Raw genomic sequence first — 17657 nt, forward strand, 5'->3', positions numbered from 1 at the left:
CCCGATCTTCAAATGCTCCGTCCAACTACCCTCAGCGGGCTTCTTGAAATGCGGCATGGACCTCGCACCCTCCAGTCGGACTCCACCACACACTGCCGATAACACTGATCTCTCAACATGAGAACGGTATTCTCACCCGTGATGGCGCGTCAAGCCGCTCGTGCGGATTCAGCCGATGCACACGCCCACGCGGCCCACGGGAGCCTCCGCACCACGGGGTCCCGACAGGCGGCAGCTGAGCCGATTCGCGCCAGCCCGACGATGACGCCCTCCGGGTGCGGCAGGTCGGCTCCGATGCGGTCCAGGAGCAGACGATCAACCACCCCGACTTTTAAGGCAGTTGACTTCACCCGCGAGGCATGCTTCCATTCCCGTCATACGAAAATGACGTTTCCATTGGCGCGCAACTACCCTCTCCGAAGGGTGTGGTGTCGTGGTGCAACCTTCCGTATCCGTGAAGGAGCAGATCATCCTGGCCGCGGAGCGCCACTTCGCCGAGCGCGGCCTCGGCGGGGCCTCCCTACGGCAGATCAGCGCGGCCGCCGGGAACGGCAACAACACCGCGGTGCAGTACCACTTCGGTTCGAAGGAAGGGCTCGTCCAGGCGATCTTCGAGTACCGATTGCGAGCACTCAACGAGCGGCGCTGTGCTCTGGTCGCCGAACGACGCCCTGACGACCTCCGGTCATGGGTGGAGTGCCATGTCGTGCCGGTCCTCGAGCAGGGCGAGCGGGAGGGCAGCCACTACCTGAGCTTCGTCGCGAAGCTTCAGCAGCACGGCCGCCGGGACGTCCTCGAACGGCTCGGCCCGGAGTTGCTGGCGCCGACACGTCTCTTCCGCGAGCGCGTCGGGGCGCTGCTCGCGGACGTTCCGGAACCGTTGCGCGGCCACCGCATCGCCCATGCGATGGCGTTCAGCGTGCAGGCGGGAGCCGAGCGGGAGCAGAGCCGGGCCCGCGACGAGCCGGTCCTGCCGTTCGCCGTCCATCTCGGGGATCTGGTCGACGGCCTGGTGGGGTTCCTGCGGGCGCCGGTGTCCGAGGTCACGGTGTCCGCGCTGGAGACGACCGGCCCGCTCGGTCTCGCGCTGCCCGTTCATCCGTAGCACCCGGCCGGCCAACTGCCCTCCGAGGAGAGGTTGTTCGATGAGCTTCGAGCTGCACGACGCCGTGGCGGTGGTCACCGGCGCGGGGAGCGGGATCGGACGGGCCAGCGCCCGGGCCTTCGCCCGACGGGGCGCGCGGGTCGTGGTCACCGATCTCGACGGCGCCCGCGCACAGGCCGTCGCCGATGAACTCGGCGAGTTCGGCGCCGCGAGTATCTCGGCCGCGTGCGATGTCACCGACCTCAACGACCTTCAGTTCGTGCGGGATCTGGCACTTGAGCGGTTCGGTCGCGTCGACCTGGTGATGAACAACGTCGGCATCCTGGCGGTCGGTCCTGCCGAGGACATCCCGTTTGAGGCGTGGCAGCGCGTGATCGACGTGAACCTGCTGAGCGTGGTCCGCAGCAACCTCGTGTTCCTCCCGCTGCTCCTGGAACAGGGCGCGGGGCACGTGGTCAACACGGCCTCCACGGCAGGGCTGCTGCCCTATGGGTTCGACCGTCTTCCCTACACGGCGACCAAGCACGCTGTCGTCGGCCTGTCCGAGGCGCTCGCGCTGTATCTGCGGCCACGGGGCGTCGGCGTCTCCTGCCTGTGCCCGGCCGGTGTGGCCACCAACATCGTCGAGCAGATGACTTTCTACGGGAAGCCGGCACCGCCCAAGGGCCCCCGATTCCCCGTGGTGGACGCCGAATCCGTCGGTGAGCTGGTCGCCGACGGTGTCAGCGAGAACAGATTCCTTCTTCTCACCGCGCAGGAAGCCGCCGACGAGTTGCGTGAGCTCGGCGCCGATGTCGACCTGTACCTGTCCCGACTGATCAAGGACACGCCATGAGCAGCACAACGAGCAGCACCCTCGACCGGATGAGCCTGGCCGGCAAGGTCGCCGTCGTCACCGGCGGTGCCGGGGCGATCGGCCAGGTGTACGCCCGCGCCCTGGCCGAGGCCGGTGCCCAGGTCGTCCTGGCCGACCTCGACGCCGAGGGCGCCGAGCGCGCGGCCAAGTCACTGTCCGCCGACGGCCTGAGCGCCCTCGGCGTGCGCGTCGACATCACCGACCGCGCCTCCGCCGCCGCCATGGCCCAGCAAGCGATCAGCACCTTCGGCGGCATCGACATCCTGGTCAACAACGCCGCGTTGATGGCGGACATCCCCCAGGTCGATCTGCTGGAGCTGCCCGCGGAATGGTTCGACCGGGTCATGCGCGTGAACGTGTACGGCGCCATCGTGTGCGCGGGCGCCGTCAAGGCATCCATGGTCGAACGCGGCGGCGGGCGCATCATCAACCAGGTGTCGGCCGGCGCGTTCATGGGCGGCGGCATCTACGGAGTGAGCAAGCTCGCCCTGGTCAACGTCACTGTGGGGCTTGCCCGTTCACTCGGACCGCTGGGCATCAACGTCAACGCCGTCGCGCCGGGGCTCGTGGAGAACGAACCCGGGTTCAAGAGCCTGCCCGCCGAACACCCCGCGCGCGCCGCCCTCGCCTCCGCCATCCCCGGCAAGAAGTCCGCACCCGCCGAGGACCTGCTCGGAACGCTGCTCCTGTTGGCCTCTCCCGCCGGAGAGTGGATCAACGGACAGACGATCAGCGTCGACGGGGGCTGGGTCACGCGGCTGTGACCCAGCCCCCGGGACAAGAGACCTTGTCGTTGTCGGACGCCCCGCCGACACCGTGACCCTCGCTCACCGCCCACCCGTAGGCATACGAGAACGAGAACAGGCGGCATCGACATGACCACCACCTCTCCCACCGGCGTGACCCACGAACTCGGCGTCACCGGTCCTCTCGTCGACGGCACGTGGCTCGACAAGACGTCCGTCGGCGCGGTCGACCACGTCAATCCCGCGACCGCCCGCGTCAACGGGTCCGTACTGTTGTGCGGGCCCCAGGAGGTCGACGCGGCCGTGGCCTCGGCCAAGGCCGCGCACCCCGAATGGCGGGCGATGTCCCCGGACCGGCGGCGGCGCGTCCTGCAGCGCGTGGAGGAGCTCATGCTGGCCCGCGTCCCCGAGCTCGGCCGGCTCATGACGCTCGAACTCGGCGCGCCTGTGATGGTGTCGTCCGCGCTGGCCCACCTGTGCGCCGGGTGGTTCGGGTACTACGCCGGCTGGGCGGACAAGATCGAGGGGGCGACGATCCCGCCGAGCCCGGTCATGGTCCCGGGCCTCGACTACACCGTCCCGGAACCGTACGGAGTCGTCGGGATCATCCTCACCTGGAACGGTCCGATCATGTCGGTCGGGATGAAGATCGCCCCCGCCCTGGCCGCCGGGAACTGCGTCGTGGTTAAGTCGCCTGATCTCGCGCCGTTCACCGTGGCCGGGTTCGCGGAGATCGCACTCGAGGCGGGGCTGCCGCCGGGGGTGCTGCACATCCTGCCGGGCGGTCCGGAGGCCGGTGAGCATCTCGTCCGCCATCCCGACGTCGACATGATCTCCTTCACCGGCGGCATCCCGACCGCGAAGAAGATCCTCGACTCCGCGCGCCACACTCTCAAGCCGGTCCTGCTCGAACTCGGCGGCAAGACAGCGAGCGTGGTGTTCCCGGACGCCGACGTCGACGCGGCCGTCGCCGAGACGGTCCGGTCCTGCTTCAACCTGTCCGGTCAGGGCTGCAACCTCACCACCCGCCTGCTGGTCCATCGCGACGTGTACGAGCGAGTCGTCCAGGCCGCTGCCGCGGCCGCCGCGGCTGTGGGCGTCGGTGATCCGTTCGCACCGACGACGGCGCTCGGCCCGGTGGTCACCGCCGCCGCGCGGGACCGGATCCTCGGCGTGATCGAGAAGGCCGTCGACAGCAGCCGGCTCGTCGCCGGCGGCCACGCCGTCGACCCGGCGACGCTCCCGGCGCCGCTCCGCGACGGCTACTTCGTAGAACCGACGGTCCTGGCCGACGTGGCCCCGGACAGCGAGATCGCCCAGCACGAGGTGTTCGGCCCGGTCCTGTCGGTCATCCCCTTCGCCACCGAGGAGCAGGCGGTCGAGCTGGCCAACTCCACTCCGTACGGCCTCGGCGCCGTCGTGTACACACGCGACGTGGCACGGGTCCAGCGGGTCGTCCCCCAGCTGCAGGCGGGCACCGTGCACGTCAACGGAGCGTCGGGGCAGCCGCCGGGGGCACCGTTCGGCGGATACAAGCACAGCGGTCACGGCCGCGAGGGCGGTAAGGAAGGGCTGTACGAGTTCCTCCAGACGAAGAACGTCTTCATCCGCGCGTAGGGCCGAAGGTCCCTGGCCGCCCAACACCTTACGGAGGCACTCATGAACGACGGCCACGTGGACCGGACCGCGACCGAGGTCCCGGCCACCTCTGAGCTCTCTTCCGCACAGACGCCGTTCGCTCGGGCGTCCCGCGACTTCCTGTACGGGCAGGTGTGGTCGCGACCCGGGTTGAGCAGGCGGGACCGTCGCTTCGTCACCCTGACGTGTGTGGCCGCCGCGGACTCGCCCGAGCCGATCGAGGAGCAGGTCCACGCGGCGCTCGCCGGAGGGGACATCTCGCTGGAGGAGATGCTGGAGCTCGTACTGCACTTCGCCGTCTACTGCGGCTGGCCCAAGGCGTCGCATCTGGAAGGCGCCATCGCCCGCCAGTGGGACCGCATCCACCGTGAGCGCGGTGAACAGACGCCACCTTGGCCGGAGTTGGCGAACCACACACTCGGTCCAGGCGACATGGAGAAGAGGCTGGAGCGCGGCGTCGAGGAGTTCATCGACATCAACCTCACCCCCGCGCCGCCGGCCAACTCGCCCTACCGGCACGCCGGAATCCTCAGCTTCGTGTTCGGACACGTCTGGCAACGCCCCGGCCTCACCCGCAGGGAACGCCGGATCATCACGGTCGCCGGCGTCGCGCTCGACGACTCGCCCGTACCGCTGCGCACCCACGTCAGCGCCGCGCTCCACTCCGGGGACATCACGAAGGCGGAGATGGACGAGATCGTGCTGCAGTTCGCCGCCTACTACGGCTTCGCGAAGGGCGATGCGCTCGCGGACGCGGTGGAGGCGGCGTGGGCGGCCAAGCCGGCGTAAGCGGTCCGCGGGGAGGAGCCCGGGCCGCCCGGCGTCGGCGGCGACTCTCACGCCGGGGACAGGAAGACCGCTCTCATGCTGCACCTCGCCCCCCGAAACGGGCGCGGGTTCTACTCTCCCAGCAGGGGGCCACTGGATTCTGGCGACCGGCCGGAGCGGCAGGCACCCACACGCGCCCCCGGCCGGCTCACGACTCCGGAGGAAAGACCGGTTGCCCCGTGTCCGCGTCGGCGATCGAGATCGCCTCGATCGGGCAGGACTCGGCGACTTCGAGTACTTCCTCGGAGGCGGGCAGGGTGTCGGCCGTCGCCCGGCCCTGACCCTGCTCGTCGAGCTGAAACTCCTTCGGCGCGGATGCCGCGCACAGTCCCGTACGCACACACACCCGTGGGTCGACCGTCACCTTCCAGCGGTCCCCCATCGATCACACCCCCTGGATGACGAGCGGCAGCGTCTTCCAGCCCCGCACGGTCGAGGTCTGGGCCAACTCCGCACCGTCCCAGTCCACCTCCCAGTCCGGGAAGCGGCGCAGGATCTCCTCCGCCGCCACCTTCCCTTCCAGGCGGGCCAGCGCCGCGCCCAGGCAGTAGTGGGCGCCCACGCCGAACGACATGTGCTGGGTCACCCGGTGGATGTCGAAGCGGTCGGGGTCGGGGAAGCGTTCGGGGTCGCGGTTGGCGGCGGCCTGGATGAAGAGGATGGCGCTGCCGGCCGGCACGGTGGAGCCATGGAACTCCACGTCCTTGGTGACGTACCGGGCGGTGAACGGGCCGGTCGGCTCGAAGCGCAGGATCTCCTCGATGGCGTTCGGGATGAGGGAGGGGTCGGCCACCAGCTCCCGCCGGGCTTGCGGGTAGCGGGCCATCAGCGCGCCGAACCAGCCGATGAGCCGTCCCGTCGTCTCGTTGCCGGCGCCCGCGACCACCGTGCAGTAGGTGAGCACCTCGGTGTCGGTGAGGGTGCGCCGGTTCCCGTTCTCGTCCTCGAACTCGGCGGTGACGAGTTCGGTCATGAGGTCGTCGGAGGGGTGCTTCTTGCGCCACTCGATGTACTCCTGGAAACCCTCGGTGCTCAGGATCTCCTCATGGTCGATCCTGCCTCCGTCCCCGGTCTCCAGGGTGGCGTCCGTACGGTCCCGGAACGTCTGCTGGTCGGCCTCCGGGATGCCGAGGAGCATCCCGATCACCCGCATCGGCATCTCGGCGCCGACGGCCTCGACGAGGTCGAAGCGCTCGGCGCCGGTCACGGGTTCCAGGACCCGCTCGCAGAACGCCCGGATCCTCGGCTCCAGTTCGGCGATCCGGCGCGGGGTGAAGACGCGGGCGAGCAGTCGGCGGTGGATGTCGTGGACGGGCGGGTCCTCGAAGATCAGGGTGCCGGGCGGCAGCTCGAGGTTCGCCTGAATGATCTCCAGGATGTCGCCGCGTGCGGAGGAAAAGGCCTGCCAGTCGGCGAGGCCGCGCTGGCAGTCGGCGTACCGGCTGACGGCGTAGAAGTCGTGCCGGTCGTTGTGGTAGAGCGGGGATTCCTCGCGCAGACGAGCGTAGACGGGGTAGGGGTCGCGGGCGAGTGCCGCGTCGAAGGGGTCCCAGTACACGGGCTCGGCGGTGGTCATTTGAGCATGGCTCCCGCGTCGATGGTCATCGTGGTTCCGGTGACGAAGCGGCCTTCGTCGGAGGCGAGGTAGAGGACCGCGTTGCTGATGTCGCGCGGCTCGACCCAGGGAGTGGGGAGCAGGTGCATGCCCTGCGACACGGCGGCGAAGTCGTCGACGGTGGGGTTCTCCAGGTCGGGGCGGAACATCCGGTACGTCTCGTCGTGCATGACCATCGGGGTGTTGACCTGAGTGGGGTGCAGCGAGTTCACGCGGATGCTGTACTCGCCCAGCTCCCAGGCCAGCGTGCGCATCAGGCCCACCACGCCGTGCTTGGCGGCGATGTAGTGCCCGATGTTCGCATGCCCGCGAAGGCCGCCGACGGAGCTGGTCAGGATCACCGAGCCGCCCCGGCCGCCCGCGACGATGTGCGGGATCGACACTTTGACGGTCAGCCAGACGCCGGTCAGGTTGACGTCGATCATGTCGCGCCATGTCTTCTCGTCCATGGCCTCGAGGCGGGCGCCGTCGCTGCCGAGGCCCGCGTTGGCGCAGACGATGTCGAGGCGGCCCAGTTGGGCCACGCCGTCGTCCACGGCGGCCTTGAGCGCGTCGTGGTCGCGGACGTCCGCCTGTGTGGCGACGATGCGCCGACCCAGCTTCTGGACCTGGTTGACCGTCTCCTCCAGGTCTTCCGGGGTCGACATCGGGAACCTGACGCCGTCGAGCTGCTTGCAGACGTCGACGGCGATGATGTCGGCGCCCTCCTCGGCGAGGCGGATCGCGTGGCTGCGTCCCTGGCCGCGCGCCGCGCCGGTGATGAAAGCGACTTTTCCTTCGACTCGTCCGGGCATGGGGTACCTCGTTCCTGGGTTGAAGGACGTGGTGAGGACGTGCGCAGGTGACCGGGAAGCCGGTCACCGGTGGTGCCGTCGCCGGCCGCGCAGGCCGACGGCGAGGATCAACAGGACGGCGGTTGCCGCGATCGGTACGACACGTTTGAGGGCGCTCGCGCCGGTGGCGTCGATGAGGTCGAGCGGGGAGGCAACCGGCTCTGCGGCCGGAGTCGTCGAACTTTCCACGGAGTCATGCGAGTCCACGGCAAGTTCTGCGGCGAGGTTCTCGGCGAAGCGGTCCATGAGCGCGCCGGACACCTCGGCGAGCGTGCCACGGCCGAACTGGGCGGGCTTGCCGGTGATGTTGAGTTCGGTCTCGACGTGTACGTCGGTGCGGGCGCCCCCACCGTCGGTGTCGGCGGGGGTGAGGCGGCAGGTGACCAGGGCCTTCGCGGTCCCGTTCCCGCGTGCCTCCCGGCCTCCGGCCTCCAGGACCACGACCTTGGCCTGCGCGTCGCACGACACGAAGGTGACGGTGCCGCTGTAGGTGAGCCCGATGGGGCCCAGCTTCACCTTGATCGTTCCGCGGTGTTCGTCGCCGTCGCTGGCCGTGAGGGTCGCGCCGGGAACGCAGGGCGCGACCCGCTCGACGTCGAGCAGGACCCGCCAGGCGTCCTCCACGGCGACGGGGATGCTGAGGGTGTTCTCCAGTTTCATGCCGGGCCCTCCGCCACAGAGTTCTCCGCCGCCGCCCGGACCGCGTTCACGATCCCCTGGTACCCGGTACAGCGGCACAGGTTCCCGGTCAGCGCCTCACGGATCTCGTCGTCCGTGGGCTTGGGGTTCTCGGCCAGGAACGCGGTGACCGACACGACGAAGCCCGGTGTGCAGAACCCGCACTGCAGGCCGTGGTGTTCGCGGAACGCCGCCTGCACGGTGGAGAGTTCACCGTGGGGCCCAGCCAGCCCCTCGACGGTCGTCACCTCTGCGCCATCGGCCTGCACGGCGAAGACCAGACAGGCGCGGACGGCCTCGCCGTCGAGCAGCACCGTGCACGCGCCGCAGACGCCGTGCTCGCAGCCGAGGTGGGTACCGGTCAGGCCGCAGTTCACGCGGAGGAAGTCGGCGAGGGTGAGCCGGGCCGGTACGGTCTCCCGGCGCCTTGTTCCATTGACGCGTACGCGGATGTCGACGGTGGCCGCATCAGACATGTCAGCCATGGAGTGCCTCCTGTACGGCGCGTCGCCAGGCGCGGGCGACCATGGCGGCGCCCACGCGGGTGCGGTAGGGGGCCGATCCGTGCAGATCGGAGGGGACGGAGCCGAGGCCCTCGGTCGCGGACCGCCCGATGCCGTCGGCGTCGGAATCAAGCGGATCGGAGCCGATGAGCGCGGCCTCGGTGTCCCGGGCCCGCATCGCGGTCGGACCGAGTCCGAACAGGCCGATGGCGCACCGGTCGAGGCGGCCGTCGCCGTCCACCCGGACCGCGACCGTCGCTCCGGCGATGGCGAAATCCCCGCTCCTGCGCGCGAACTCCTCGACGGCGAAGCCGCAACGGCCATTCCAGATGGGGATGTCGATCCCGGTCAGCAGCTCGTCGTCGGCCAGCTCCGTGCTCCACATGCCGGTCAGGAAACGCGCTGCCGGGATGGTGCGTCGGCCGCGCGGCGACACGGCGTGCATCTGTGCGTCCAGGGTCAGGGCCACCGCGGGGTATTCGGCGGCGGAGTCGGCGTGCGCGAGCGAGCCGCCCACGGTTCCCCGGCTGCGGATCTGGAAGTGCCCGATCAGGGGCGTGGCGCGGGCGAGCAGGGGGACGGCGGTCCGGACTCCTTCGGAGCGCTGCACGGTGGCCTGGGTGGTGCAGGCCCCGATCCACACGCTGTCGTCGCCGCGCCGTTCGATGCCGCGCAGCTCGTCGACGCGGCGAAGGTCGACGAGGTGACGGAAGGATGCCAGGCGCAGGGCCAGCATGGGCACGAGGCTCTGCCCGCCCGCGATGACCTTCGCCTCGTCGCCCAACTCCCCCAGCAGACCGACCACTTCCGCGGCACTGGCGGGCGCGTGGTACGTGAACGCCGCGGGCTTCACGGGGTCACCCCCTGCCGCTCCTCGACAAGACCGACGAGGGACGACGGGGTCAGCGGAAGGCGACTGATCCGTACGCCGAGCGGGGCAAGGGCGTCGGCGACCGCGTTGACGACGGCCGGCGCGGAGCCGATCGCACCGCCTTCTCCCACCCCCTTGTATCCACCGGGTCCTGGGCTCGGCGTCTGCACATGTCCGACCTCGATGACCGGCACCTCGGTGGCCGTGGGCAGCAGATAGTCCATGAACGTGGTCGAGACGGGGTTTCCGTCCTCGTCGTAGGCGAGCTCCTCGTACAGCGCTCCGCCGATCCCCTGGACGGTGCCACCGAAGATCTGGCCCTCCACGACGCTCGGGTTGATCATCGGGCCACAGTCCTCGCTGACGATGTACCGCAGCAGCTTGACCTCTCCGGTCACCACGTCGACCTCACAGGTGCACACGTGCGTGGCGTTGGCCCAGATCATCAGGTGCGGGGTGTGGTAGCGACCGCTCGCCTCGAGCCCGGCCGGCACTCCGGGAGGCAGGGCGTGGACCTGGTAGTACGCGAGGTCGGCGATCTCGGCGAGGGTGAGCACGGCGCCATGTGTCTTCGACGTCGCTCGCCCACGGACGAACTCCACGTCCTCGACCGGCACTTGGAGCTTGTGGGCCGCGATGGCGCAGATCCGTTCCCGCAGCTCCCCGGCCGTTCGGGCGATCGCCCCGGCTGTCATGGAACCGGACCGGCTGCCGCCCGTACCCGCCCCGTACGGGGTGACGGCCGTGTCGCCCTGCACGGTGCTGACGTCGTCGATGGCGACGCCGAGCGCGTCGGCGGTCAGCTGGACGACCGTGGTCTCCAGGCTGTTGCCGCACGATCCTCCGGCGACGTACACGTTGACCTTGCCGGAGGGCTCGATGCGTATCGTCGCCCCCTCGGTGGCGTGGAACGGCGTGGCGCCCGCGGTGGGTTCGACGTATGTGCAGGTGCCGACGCCCAGATAGCGGCCCTGCCGCCGGGCCCGCTGCTGTTCCCGCCGGAACGCCTCGTAGTCGAGCATGGTCAGGGCCTGCTCGAAGGTCTCGCGCGGGGAGATGTGGTCGTAGGGCATGCCGTTGAAGTTCGTCGTGGGCAGCTCTTCGCGGCTCAGCATGTTGCGACGCCGTAACTCCACGGGGTCGAGGCCCAGTTGGCGCGCCGCCGTGTCGAGCAGAGTCTCGCGGGCCATCGACTCGTACTGCCAGGGCCCGCGGTACGCCACCCTTCCACTGGTGTTGGAGAACACGAACCGCGAGGAGAACGTGCCCTGCGGAATCCGGTACGGGCCGGGGAACAGCATGCCGACGGCTATGCCGCTCTGCACGGGCGACGGTGTCGGGTAGGCGCCCGCGTCCTGGACGTGGTCGAGCGTCGCGGCCAGGATCCTGCCCTCGTCGTCGAGGGCCATCCGGGCCTCGCCGTGCTCGTGGCGCGCCTGACCGGCCGCGAGAAGGTGCTCCTGCCGGTCCTCGATCCACTTGAGCGCCGCGGGCAGCCGGGCGGCGGCGAGCATGACGCACATGTCCTCGCGCTGCGGGAGCACCTTCTGCCCGAACCCGCCGCCGGTGTCCCGCATGACGACGCGCACCCGGTGCTCGGCGATGCCGAGCAGGCGCGCGCAGAACGACCGGACCTCGTGCGGGGACTGGGTCGCCGCCCAGATCGTCATCTCCCCACCCGCCGCCGCCCATTCGGCGACGATCCCCCGGGTCTCCATCGGGACGGGGCCGTGGGACTGCTGGTACAGGGTCTGGGTCACCACGTGCGGCGCGCTCTCGAAGACCGGGGCGAGGTCGGCCAGAGGACGTCCGCCGAGCTGACCTACGAGGTTGTCGGGCCGGTCGGCGTGCACCGATTCGGCGGAGTCGAGGGCCCTCGCGTAGTCGACGACCGGGGTGAGCGGGTCGTAGTCGACAACGACCAGTTCGGCGGCGTCCTCGGCGATGTAGCGGTCGGCGGCCACGACCATCGCCACCGGGTCCCCGACGAACCGGACCTCACCTTCCGCGAGCGGCGGCCGGGGGGTGTCCGGGTCGTCGCGCCCGTTCAGCGTGTACCACTGTTCCCGGACGCCGAGGTTGAGGTCGGAGGCGACGAACACGGCGTGCACACCGTCGAGTCGCAGCGCCTCGGACGCGTCGATGCCGAGGATCCTGGCCCGGGCCATCGGGCTGCGGACGAAGCAGGCGTGCAGCATGCCGGGCCGCACGACGTCGTCGACGTAGGTGCCGGCGCCCGTCAGAAGTCGCGGATCCTCGACGCGCAAGGCGCGCGTGCCCACGTAGGCCGCGTCGGCCTCGTCGCCCACGGTTCGTGCCATCGATCCGGTCCTCCGCCCATATGCTGAACGAGTGTTTAACCGAATGTGCTGAACGACTGTTTAACACCCGCTCTTGAAGAGCGTCAAGCACAATGACGGCATGACTGCGCCCCAACGAACTCCACGAACTCGACGCATGGGTACCGAGAATTCCAAGACGCGCCTGCTCCTGCTCGACGTCACGGAGCGGCTGATGCTCGAGGAGGGGTACGCCGCCGTCGGCGTACGGAGGGTGGCGCGCGAGGCCGAGGTGGCGCCGGCTCTCGTCCTGTACTACTTCCGCACCCTCGACGACCTGTTCCTCGCCGTGCTGCGGCGGCGCGCGGACGACGAGTTGGCGCGGCAGGCCCGTCTCCTGAGCGGACCGCAGCCGCTGAGGGCGTTGTGGCGCCTGAGCAGCCATCCCGGCAACACGCTGACCACCGAGTTCACGGCGCTGGCCAATCACCGCAAGGCGATCCGCGCCGAGCTGGCCGCCACCGCGGACCGCTACCGCGAGGCGCAACTGGAAGCCCTCACCCGCGCACTCGCGGAACGAGGGACGGAACTGCCGCCCGAACTGTCCCCGGCCGTGCTGCTCGTCCTGACGAACGCGCTCGGCCGGAACCTCATGATGGAGAACGCCATGGGAATGACGACCCGGCACGAGGAAGCCCTCGCCTTCGTGGAGCAGATGCTCCAGCGCTACGAGGGAGCCTCCCCGACACCCGGAACGTAAGGCGGCCCACGACCGCTTGCGACCAGTGACGGTTGGGCCCGCGGGGGCGGCTCAGTCCCCGCTCAGCGCCAGTACGGCGCGCACGCGCTTGCCGACCGGCACGCGCTCGGCGGTGACCTCCAGGGCCAGCGCGTGGACGATCTCCAGTCCGTGCCGGCCGACGCGTTCGGGGTCCCGGGGAAAGCGCAGGGGCAAGGCCGCGCTGCTGTCGTAGACGCTCACCGTCACCGAGGCGTCCGTGCCCTCCAGATCCAGGATGTACGGCCCGTTGCTGTGCCGGTCCGCGTTGGTGATCAGTTCGCTCACCACCAGGAGCAGCGCACCGTTCGTGCGGTCGCCGATCGTGGCGCACCACTCGGTTCGGAGCTGCTCGACGAAGAGGGCGGCGAAGGCCCGTGCCTCTGCAATGCATCCCGGTTCGCCGGTGAAGTGGGCCGCCCGCCGTAGCGGTTCCACGGGTACGTCGAAACCAGTCGATATCACTGCCCCGCCCAGATGCTCGGTCATGCGTTTCTCTCTCGGAAGCCGGACTGGCCGGACGCTGCTGCACCTGTGCTCGTACCCCGAGCCGCGCCCCGCACTCCCCGTGGCCGCTGTGCCCCTGCTGACAGGTGCGGCGGGTCACAGCGAAGGCAGGGGCACCAAGGGCTCCGGGACGCTCGGGGCTGACTCCGACGACGTCGTCGTACCGGCGGACAGCGACCCCTCGGGAGCGGAGGGCTCGGGCGACTCGTACGCGGACGACGGTGATTCGCTGGTCGTGGACCCGGAGGGCGGCTGCTCCGAGGACGGCAGCTCCGATGGCGGGGTCTCCGACGAGGGGGCCTCTGCGGAGGGGGGCTCTGTCGACGGGGGCTCCGAGGGGGGCGACTCGGAGGACGGCGGCTTCGAACCGGGCCTCGACGAGGGCGGCACACCGGACGGGGTGCGGGACCCGGACGGCGTCGGCGTGGAGACGCTCACCGACGGGGTGGGCTGTCCCGGCGGCTTGGTCTTCTGGTCCTTGTGGCCCGTGTCGCCCCGGTGACGGGCGATCCACTCGTCGCTGTGGGGGTCGTAGATGACGAAGATGTCGATGGTCGTCGTGGAGGGGGTCACCACGACGACGTTCGACGGGTTGAAGGACGGCCAGGGGTCGCCCGTCTGCTTGAGGGGTGTGCTCTGCTGGGCGGCGGTCGGCGGTGTCAGCGGGTTGCCGCAGGCGCAGCGCACGCGTGGCACCCCGTGGCCGTCGACCAGGACCGCCGTACCGGCCTGCAGGACGGCCAGGTAGGTGGTGGCCCCGCCGTCGCGGTAGCCGTGGTAGGTGACACGGGTGTCCATGCGCAGCTGCACGGGGGTGAGAGAACGCAGGTAGGCCGGGATGTCTTCGGGTCGGGTGCCGAGGACCCAGCCGAACGCCTTGTTCCTCGAGGGGTCCGCCTGCAGGGCCGTGATCTGCTTCGCCACGTCGCAGCTGGAGACCTTGCGGGTGCCTCCGTAGAGGCCGGGCGCGGCGCCGTCGACACTGCGCACCGCGTTGGGCGGGACCGACTGGGCGCCCGGGGAGACGGTGACCGGGGGGAGGGAGGCCGGAGGGAGGGAACCGCCCTTCGCCGTGGACGGCGTGAACGGGTCCTGTCCGGTCTTGGCCGCCGGCTGCAGGACCTCACTCGCGGTTGCGGAGCCGGAACCGGAACCGCCGCCGGACCGGGTGAAGACGACCGCGAGGACCACGGCGGCCACAGCCGCGGTGGCGATGAGCGCGACACGCGGCGCGGACCTCCACCACGGCGGGTGTGGCTCCGGAGCACCGCCGTCGCCGCCCGGCGGCCGGGAGAAGGGACCCGACGGCGGACCCGGCGGTGGACCCGACGGCGGACCTGACGGCGGGCCCGACGGCGGCTGCGGGAGTCCGGACAGCGGGCCCGAAGGCGGGCCCGTGGGACGGCCGGCGGGCGGTGGTTCGACGCTCACGGGCTCACCTTCCCGACGTGGGCCGACGCGGCTTTCATCACGTTTCCGCCGATTTTTCCGCGACGTGCCCATTGTGTGTGCCGGACGGGTACCACTCGCAAGCGGACGCGGACGGACCTCCTGGCGGGCGCGCGGTCCCGAGGCTGCTTAGCGTGGCAGGGTGAGCCAGCGAACCCCCTCCGGCCGGGCAGTGGCACGTCACGGCTGGGTACGGGCCGTCGCCACGGTGCTGGCCGGGCTGGTCGCCATGGGGGTCGTGGCCGCGCTGGGGCTGTGGGCGGCGGGCGCGGCGGACCTGCCGGACGGAGCGTTCCCGCGGGTGGTCGCGGCAACGGTCGTCACGGCCGTCGGCGGCACCGTCGAGCTCTCCGGGAACGCCGGGGACCTCGCCGAGACCCAGGCGGGGCTGACGGTGATCCCGCTGTCCGTCACCCTCGTCGGGGCCCTCGTAGTGGCGGCCGGATTCCTGCGGCCGCTGCGGCACCGGGCCGTGACCGGAGCCGCGGAGCTGGCCGGGTGGGCCGCCAGGATCGCCGTCCTGTGGCTGCTCGGACTCCTCGGACTGGCCTTCGGAGCCCGGCAGACCTTCGCGATCTCCCTCGACAACGGGGCGATCAGCGACATCGGTGACCTGTTCGACGTGTCGCCCGAGGTGGGCTTCACGGCGAATGTGCCGCTGACCCTCCTCCTCGGCCTCCTGTGGCTGGCCGGTGTGCTGGTCCTGGCCCTGCTGGTGTCGCGCGGCGCCCCGCTGCCCGCGCGGCTGCTGCGCTACCAGGAGTCGGTACGACCGGCCGCGTACGCCATGGTCGTGCTGCTGCTCGCCTGCGTCGCCGTGGGGATCGTCATCGCCCTCGTGGCGGCGGCGACCCGCGGTCACCCGGCCGAGACCACCGCCGTGATCCTGCTCGGCATGCCCAACCTCGTCTGGCTCGCGCTCACCATCGGCATGGGCGCCACCTGGGAGGGCCATGTGGACGGCTCGTTCGCCCTGCCGATGCCGCGTGTGCTGGACGAGGTGCTGCGCACCCCGGACGTCTCCACGCTGAACCTGGCCACCCTCACCGACCACGACGGCCGGTGGTGGTGGCTCGTGGTCGTCGACGCGGTGCTGCTGCTGGTGGCCGCGTTCGTACTGGCGGCGCGTTCCCCGGCCCGGATGAGGGCCTGGCAGCACGCCGTCCGCATGGCGGTCGCGCTCGCCCTCACGGTTGTGATGATCTGCCTGGTGGGCCGGGTCTCCGCGCACTACGGCCTGTCCCTGCCCGTCATCGGCGACCTGGGCGGCGGCCTGTCCGGCGACCTGTCCCTACGACCGAAGGTGTGGACGGCGCTCGGGTTCGCCGTGCTGTGGGGCCTGGTCACCGGCTTCCTCGGCGGCCTGCTGGCCCGCCGCGCGCACCGACACGGCGAGGCCCCGCTCAGCGCCCCCGGCGTCCCTCCCTGACCCACCACAGCCCCACCCCGCCCAGCCTCAGCCCTGCTCCCTGAACACCGGCGCGGCCCACCGCGGCGGTGGCTTCGCGACGCGCAGGTCCACCTCCGTCGGGGGGTGGTCGTTGTCGGGGGCGTCGGACGGTGGGGTGCGCAGGGCCGCGACGAAGGCGAGGCAGGAGTCGTAGCGGTCGTCGGGGGTCTTGGCGAGGGCCTTGGCGAACACGGCGTCGAGGTAGGGGGCGAGGCCGGGGCGGGACGCCGACAGCGGGGGCGGTTCGTCGTACTGGTGGGCCCACAGCAGGGCCATGTCGTCGTCACGCCGGAAGGGCGGACGGCCCGCCAGGGACTCATAGACGACGCAGGCGAGGCCATAGACGTCGCAGCGGCTGTCGACCGGACGGCCGGAGATCTGCTCGGGAGCCACGTAGTCGAGCGTGCCGACGAACTGGCCGACAGTCGTGAAGCCGGTCAGGGACAACGACTTCTTGGTCAGGCCGAAGTCCGTGAGGTAGACGTGCTCGGGGTGGTCGCTGTCGGTGCCGCGGGCCACCAGGATGTTGCCGGGCTTCACGTCGCGGTGGACCAGCCCGTGCTCGTGGGCGGCGTCGAGCGCGGAGGCCACCTGGGCGGCGATGCGCAGGGCGGTCCGCAGCGGCAAAGGACCGCGGCGGTCGAGGAGACGGCGCAGGTCGCTGCCGGAGACGTAGCGCATGGCGATGTAGAGGACGCCTTCGGTCTCGCCGGCCTCGAAGACCGGCACGATGTGCGGGTGGTCGATCGCGGCCGCCACCCGGGACTCATGGGTGAAGCGCTGCCGGAAAGTGTCGTTGCGGGCGAGTTCCGGGGCCAGCAGCTTGAGGGCGACCGTGCGGTCCAGGCGCAGGTCCCGGGCGCGGTAGACCACGGCCATGCCGCCGCGGCCGACCTCGCTCTCGATGCGGTAGCTCGCGATCTGCCGGCCGATCAGTTCGGAGGGCCCGCCCGCGAAGGGGCCGGTGTCGCCCGGCATCAGGGTTCACCGTCGGGGGCGACGATGCGGGTGGTCCCGTGGCCCCGGTCCCCGGCCGCGGGCTCTTCGTCGGCCGCGTACGTGCTCAGGCGGGTCCCGTCGCCGTACATCCACCGCCCCTGTTCGGCGTCGTACAGCCACACGGACTCCCCGTCGACGACCACGCCGATCCTCAGTCCCCGGGTGCGGCGGAGGAAGGACTCGCCGTCGAGGCCGGCTCCCGCGAGTTCCTCGACGGCCGCCCGGTACTGCGCGAGCGCCTCCTCGGCGCGCCGGAGCAGCGGGCGCGGGTCGGCCGCGCTCGCGAGCGGGCCCCCGGTGGCGGGCGGGTCCGGGGGTACGGCGACCAGGAAGCGGCCGTCCACCCAGGCGGACCAGCCGTTGGCGCACCGGATGTGTCCCCAGTCGCCGCGCCGCTCCCCGAGCTCGACCGGCAGCAGCGGGTCGAGGGGCACCGTGGGACGGGCGGGGTCGGGGGCCTCCCAGGCGGGCATGCCGTGCTGGGGGACGACGTGGGTGGGCCGGAAGCCGGAGGTCGTCATC

The 17657-nt window shown here is 71.0% G+C and carries 18 protein-coding genes; 7 read left to right on the top strand and 11 right to left on the bottom strand.

What is annotated here, in order from left to right:
• The first annotated feature begins 433 nt into the window (after positions 1 to 433).
• The 5 genes from ABT114_RS09945 to ABT114_RS09965 all read left to right on the top strand — a co-directional run bounded on the left by ABT114_RS09945 (position 434) and on the right by ABT114_RS09965 (position 5134).
• Positions 434 to 1105 (top strand): TetR/AcrR family transcriptional regulator, encoded by a 672-nt coding sequence (locus ABT114_RS09945; RefSeq protein ID WP_351140582.1) that lies wholly within the window; start codon positions 434 to 436, stop codon positions 1103 to 1105.
• A 40-nt stretch (positions 1106 to 1145) separates the two neighbouring features.
• On the top strand, positions 1146 to 1940 hold the full coding sequence (locus ABT114_RS09950; protein WP_351140584.1) for an SDR family oxidoreductase: 795 nt from the start codon (positions 1146 to 1148) through the stop codon (positions 1938 to 1940).
• A complete protein-coding gene (locus ABT114_RS09955) occupies positions 1937 to 2725 on the top strand; it encodes an SDR family oxidoreductase (protein ID WP_351140586.1) in 789 nt (262 codons plus the stop codon). The genes ABT114_RS09950 and ABT114_RS09955 overlap by 4 nt, the downstream gene beginning before the upstream one ends.
• A gap of 111 nt (positions 2726 to 2836) precedes the next feature.
• Positions 2837 to 4324, top strand: a complete 1488-nt coding sequence (locus ABT114_RS09960) for an aldehyde dehydrogenase family protein (RefSeq protein ID WP_351140588.1) — start codon at positions 2837 to 2839, stop codon at positions 4322 to 4324.
• A 42-nt stretch (positions 4325 to 4366) separates the two neighbouring features.
• Positions 4367 to 5134, top strand: a complete 768-nt coding sequence (locus ABT114_RS09965) for a carboxymuconolactone decarboxylase family protein (protein WP_351140590.1) — start codon at positions 4367 to 4369, stop codon at positions 5132 to 5134.
• A 187-nt stretch (positions 5135 to 5321) separates the two neighbouring features.
• Here ABT114_RS09965 and ABT114_RS09970 read toward each other — a convergent pair whose 3' ends face one another.
• The 7 genes from ABT114_RS09970 to ABT114_RS10000 form a co-directional block, all read right to left on the bottom strand.
• Positions 5322 to 5555 carry a ferredoxin gene (locus ABT114_RS09970; protein ID WP_351140592.1) on the bottom strand — a complete coding sequence of 78 codons (234 nt, stop codon included), beginning with the start codon at positions 5553 to 5555 and terminating at the stop codon, positions 5322 to 5324.
• 3 nt (positions 5556 to 5558) lie between these two features.
• Complete coding sequence (locus tag ABT114_RS09975) at positions 5559 to 6749, bottom strand: cytochrome P450 (RefSeq protein ID WP_351140594.1); 1191 nt, start codon at positions 6747 to 6749, stop codon at positions 5559 to 5561.
• Positions 6746 to 7582: a mycofactocin-coupled SDR family oxidoreductase gene (locus tag ABT114_RS09980; protein WP_351140595.1), complete on the bottom strand. Its 837-nt coding sequence runs from the start codon at positions 7580 to 7582 to the stop codon at positions 6746 to 6748. Before ABT114_RS09980 ends, ABT114_RS09975 begins: the two co-directional genes overlap by 4 nt.
• 63 nt (positions 7583 to 7645) lie before the next feature.
• Complete coding sequence (locus tag ABT114_RS09985; protein WP_351140597.1) at positions 7646 to 8281, bottom strand: SRPBCC family protein; 636 nt, start codon at positions 8279 to 8281, stop codon at positions 7646 to 7648.
• Positions 8278 to 8784 carry a (2Fe-2S)-binding protein gene (locus ABT114_RS09990; protein WP_502988297.1) on the bottom strand — a complete coding sequence of 169 codons (507 nt, stop codon included), beginning with the start codon at positions 8782 to 8784 and terminating at the stop codon, positions 8278 to 8280. Before ABT114_RS09990 ends, ABT114_RS09985 begins: the two co-directional genes overlap by 4 nt.
• The gene (locus ABT114_RS09995) at positions 8777 to 9655 is read right to left on the bottom strand and encodes an FAD binding domain-containing protein (RefSeq protein ID WP_351140599.1); all 879 of its coding nucleotides are present in this window, start codon (positions 9653 to 9655) and stop codon (positions 8777 to 8779) included. The genes ABT114_RS09990 and ABT114_RS09995 overlap by 8 nt, the downstream gene beginning before the upstream one ends.
• A complete protein-coding gene (locus tag ABT114_RS10000) occupies positions 9652 to 11994 on the bottom strand; it encodes a xanthine dehydrogenase family protein molybdopterin-binding subunit (protein WP_351140601.1) in 2343 nt (780 codons plus the stop codon). Before ABT114_RS10000 ends, ABT114_RS09995 begins: the two co-directional genes overlap by 4 nt.
• A 136-nt stretch (positions 11995 to 12130) precedes the next feature.
• Between ABT114_RS10000 and ABT114_RS10005 the strand changes: the two genes are divergently transcribed.
• Positions 12131 to 12712, top strand: a complete 582-nt coding sequence (locus tag ABT114_RS10005; RefSeq protein WP_351140603.1) for a TetR/AcrR family transcriptional regulator — start codon at positions 12131 to 12133, stop codon at positions 12710 to 12712.
• Between the two features lie 51 nt (positions 12713 to 12763).
• Here ABT114_RS10005 and ABT114_RS10010 read toward each other — a convergent pair whose 3' ends face one another.
• Both ABT114_RS10010 and ABT114_RS10015 read right to left on the bottom strand, forming a co-directional pair.
• The gene (locus tag ABT114_RS10010) at positions 12764 to 13219 is read right to left on the bottom strand and encodes an ATP-binding protein (RefSeq protein ID WP_351140605.1); all 456 of its coding nucleotides are present in this window, start codon (positions 13217 to 13219) and stop codon (positions 12764 to 12766) included.
• 114 nt (positions 13220 to 13333) lie between these two features.
• A complete protein-coding gene (locus tag ABT114_RS10015) occupies positions 13334 to 14668 on the bottom strand; it encodes a DUF6777 domain-containing protein (RefSeq protein ID WP_351140607.1) in 1335 nt (444 codons plus the stop codon).
• A 160-nt stretch (positions 14669 to 14828) separates the two neighbouring features.
• Between ABT114_RS10015 and ABT114_RS10020 the strand changes: the two genes are divergently transcribed.
• Positions 14829 to 16115: a streptophobe family protein gene (locus ABT114_RS10020; RefSeq protein ID WP_351140609.1), complete on the top strand. Its 1287-nt coding sequence runs from the start codon at positions 14829 to 14831 to the stop codon at positions 16113 to 16115.
• A gap of 27 nt (positions 16116 to 16142) precedes the next feature.
• Here the strand turns inward: ABT114_RS10020 and ABT114_RS10025 are convergent, their stop codons facing one another.
• Together ABT114_RS10025 and ABT114_RS10030 are read right to left on the bottom strand one after the other, a co-directional pair.
• Positions 16143 to 17114 (bottom strand): serine/threonine-protein kinase, encoded by a 972-nt coding sequence (locus ABT114_RS10025; RefSeq protein WP_351140611.1) that lies wholly within the window; start codon positions 17112 to 17114, stop codon positions 16143 to 16145.
• On the bottom strand, positions 17114 to 17656 hold the full coding sequence (locus ABT114_RS10030; RefSeq protein WP_351140613.1) for an SH3 domain-containing protein: 543 nt from the start codon (positions 17654 to 17656) through the stop codon (positions 17114 to 17116). Before ABT114_RS10030 ends, ABT114_RS10025 begins: the two co-directional genes overlap by 1 nt.
• Position 17657 lies beyond the last annotated feature (1 nt).

This window comes from Streptomyces sp. NPDC002088 (assembly GCF_040296605.1).
Classification (GTDB): domain Bacteria; phylum Actinomycetota; class Actinomycetes; order Streptomycetales; family Streptomycetaceae; genus Streptomyces.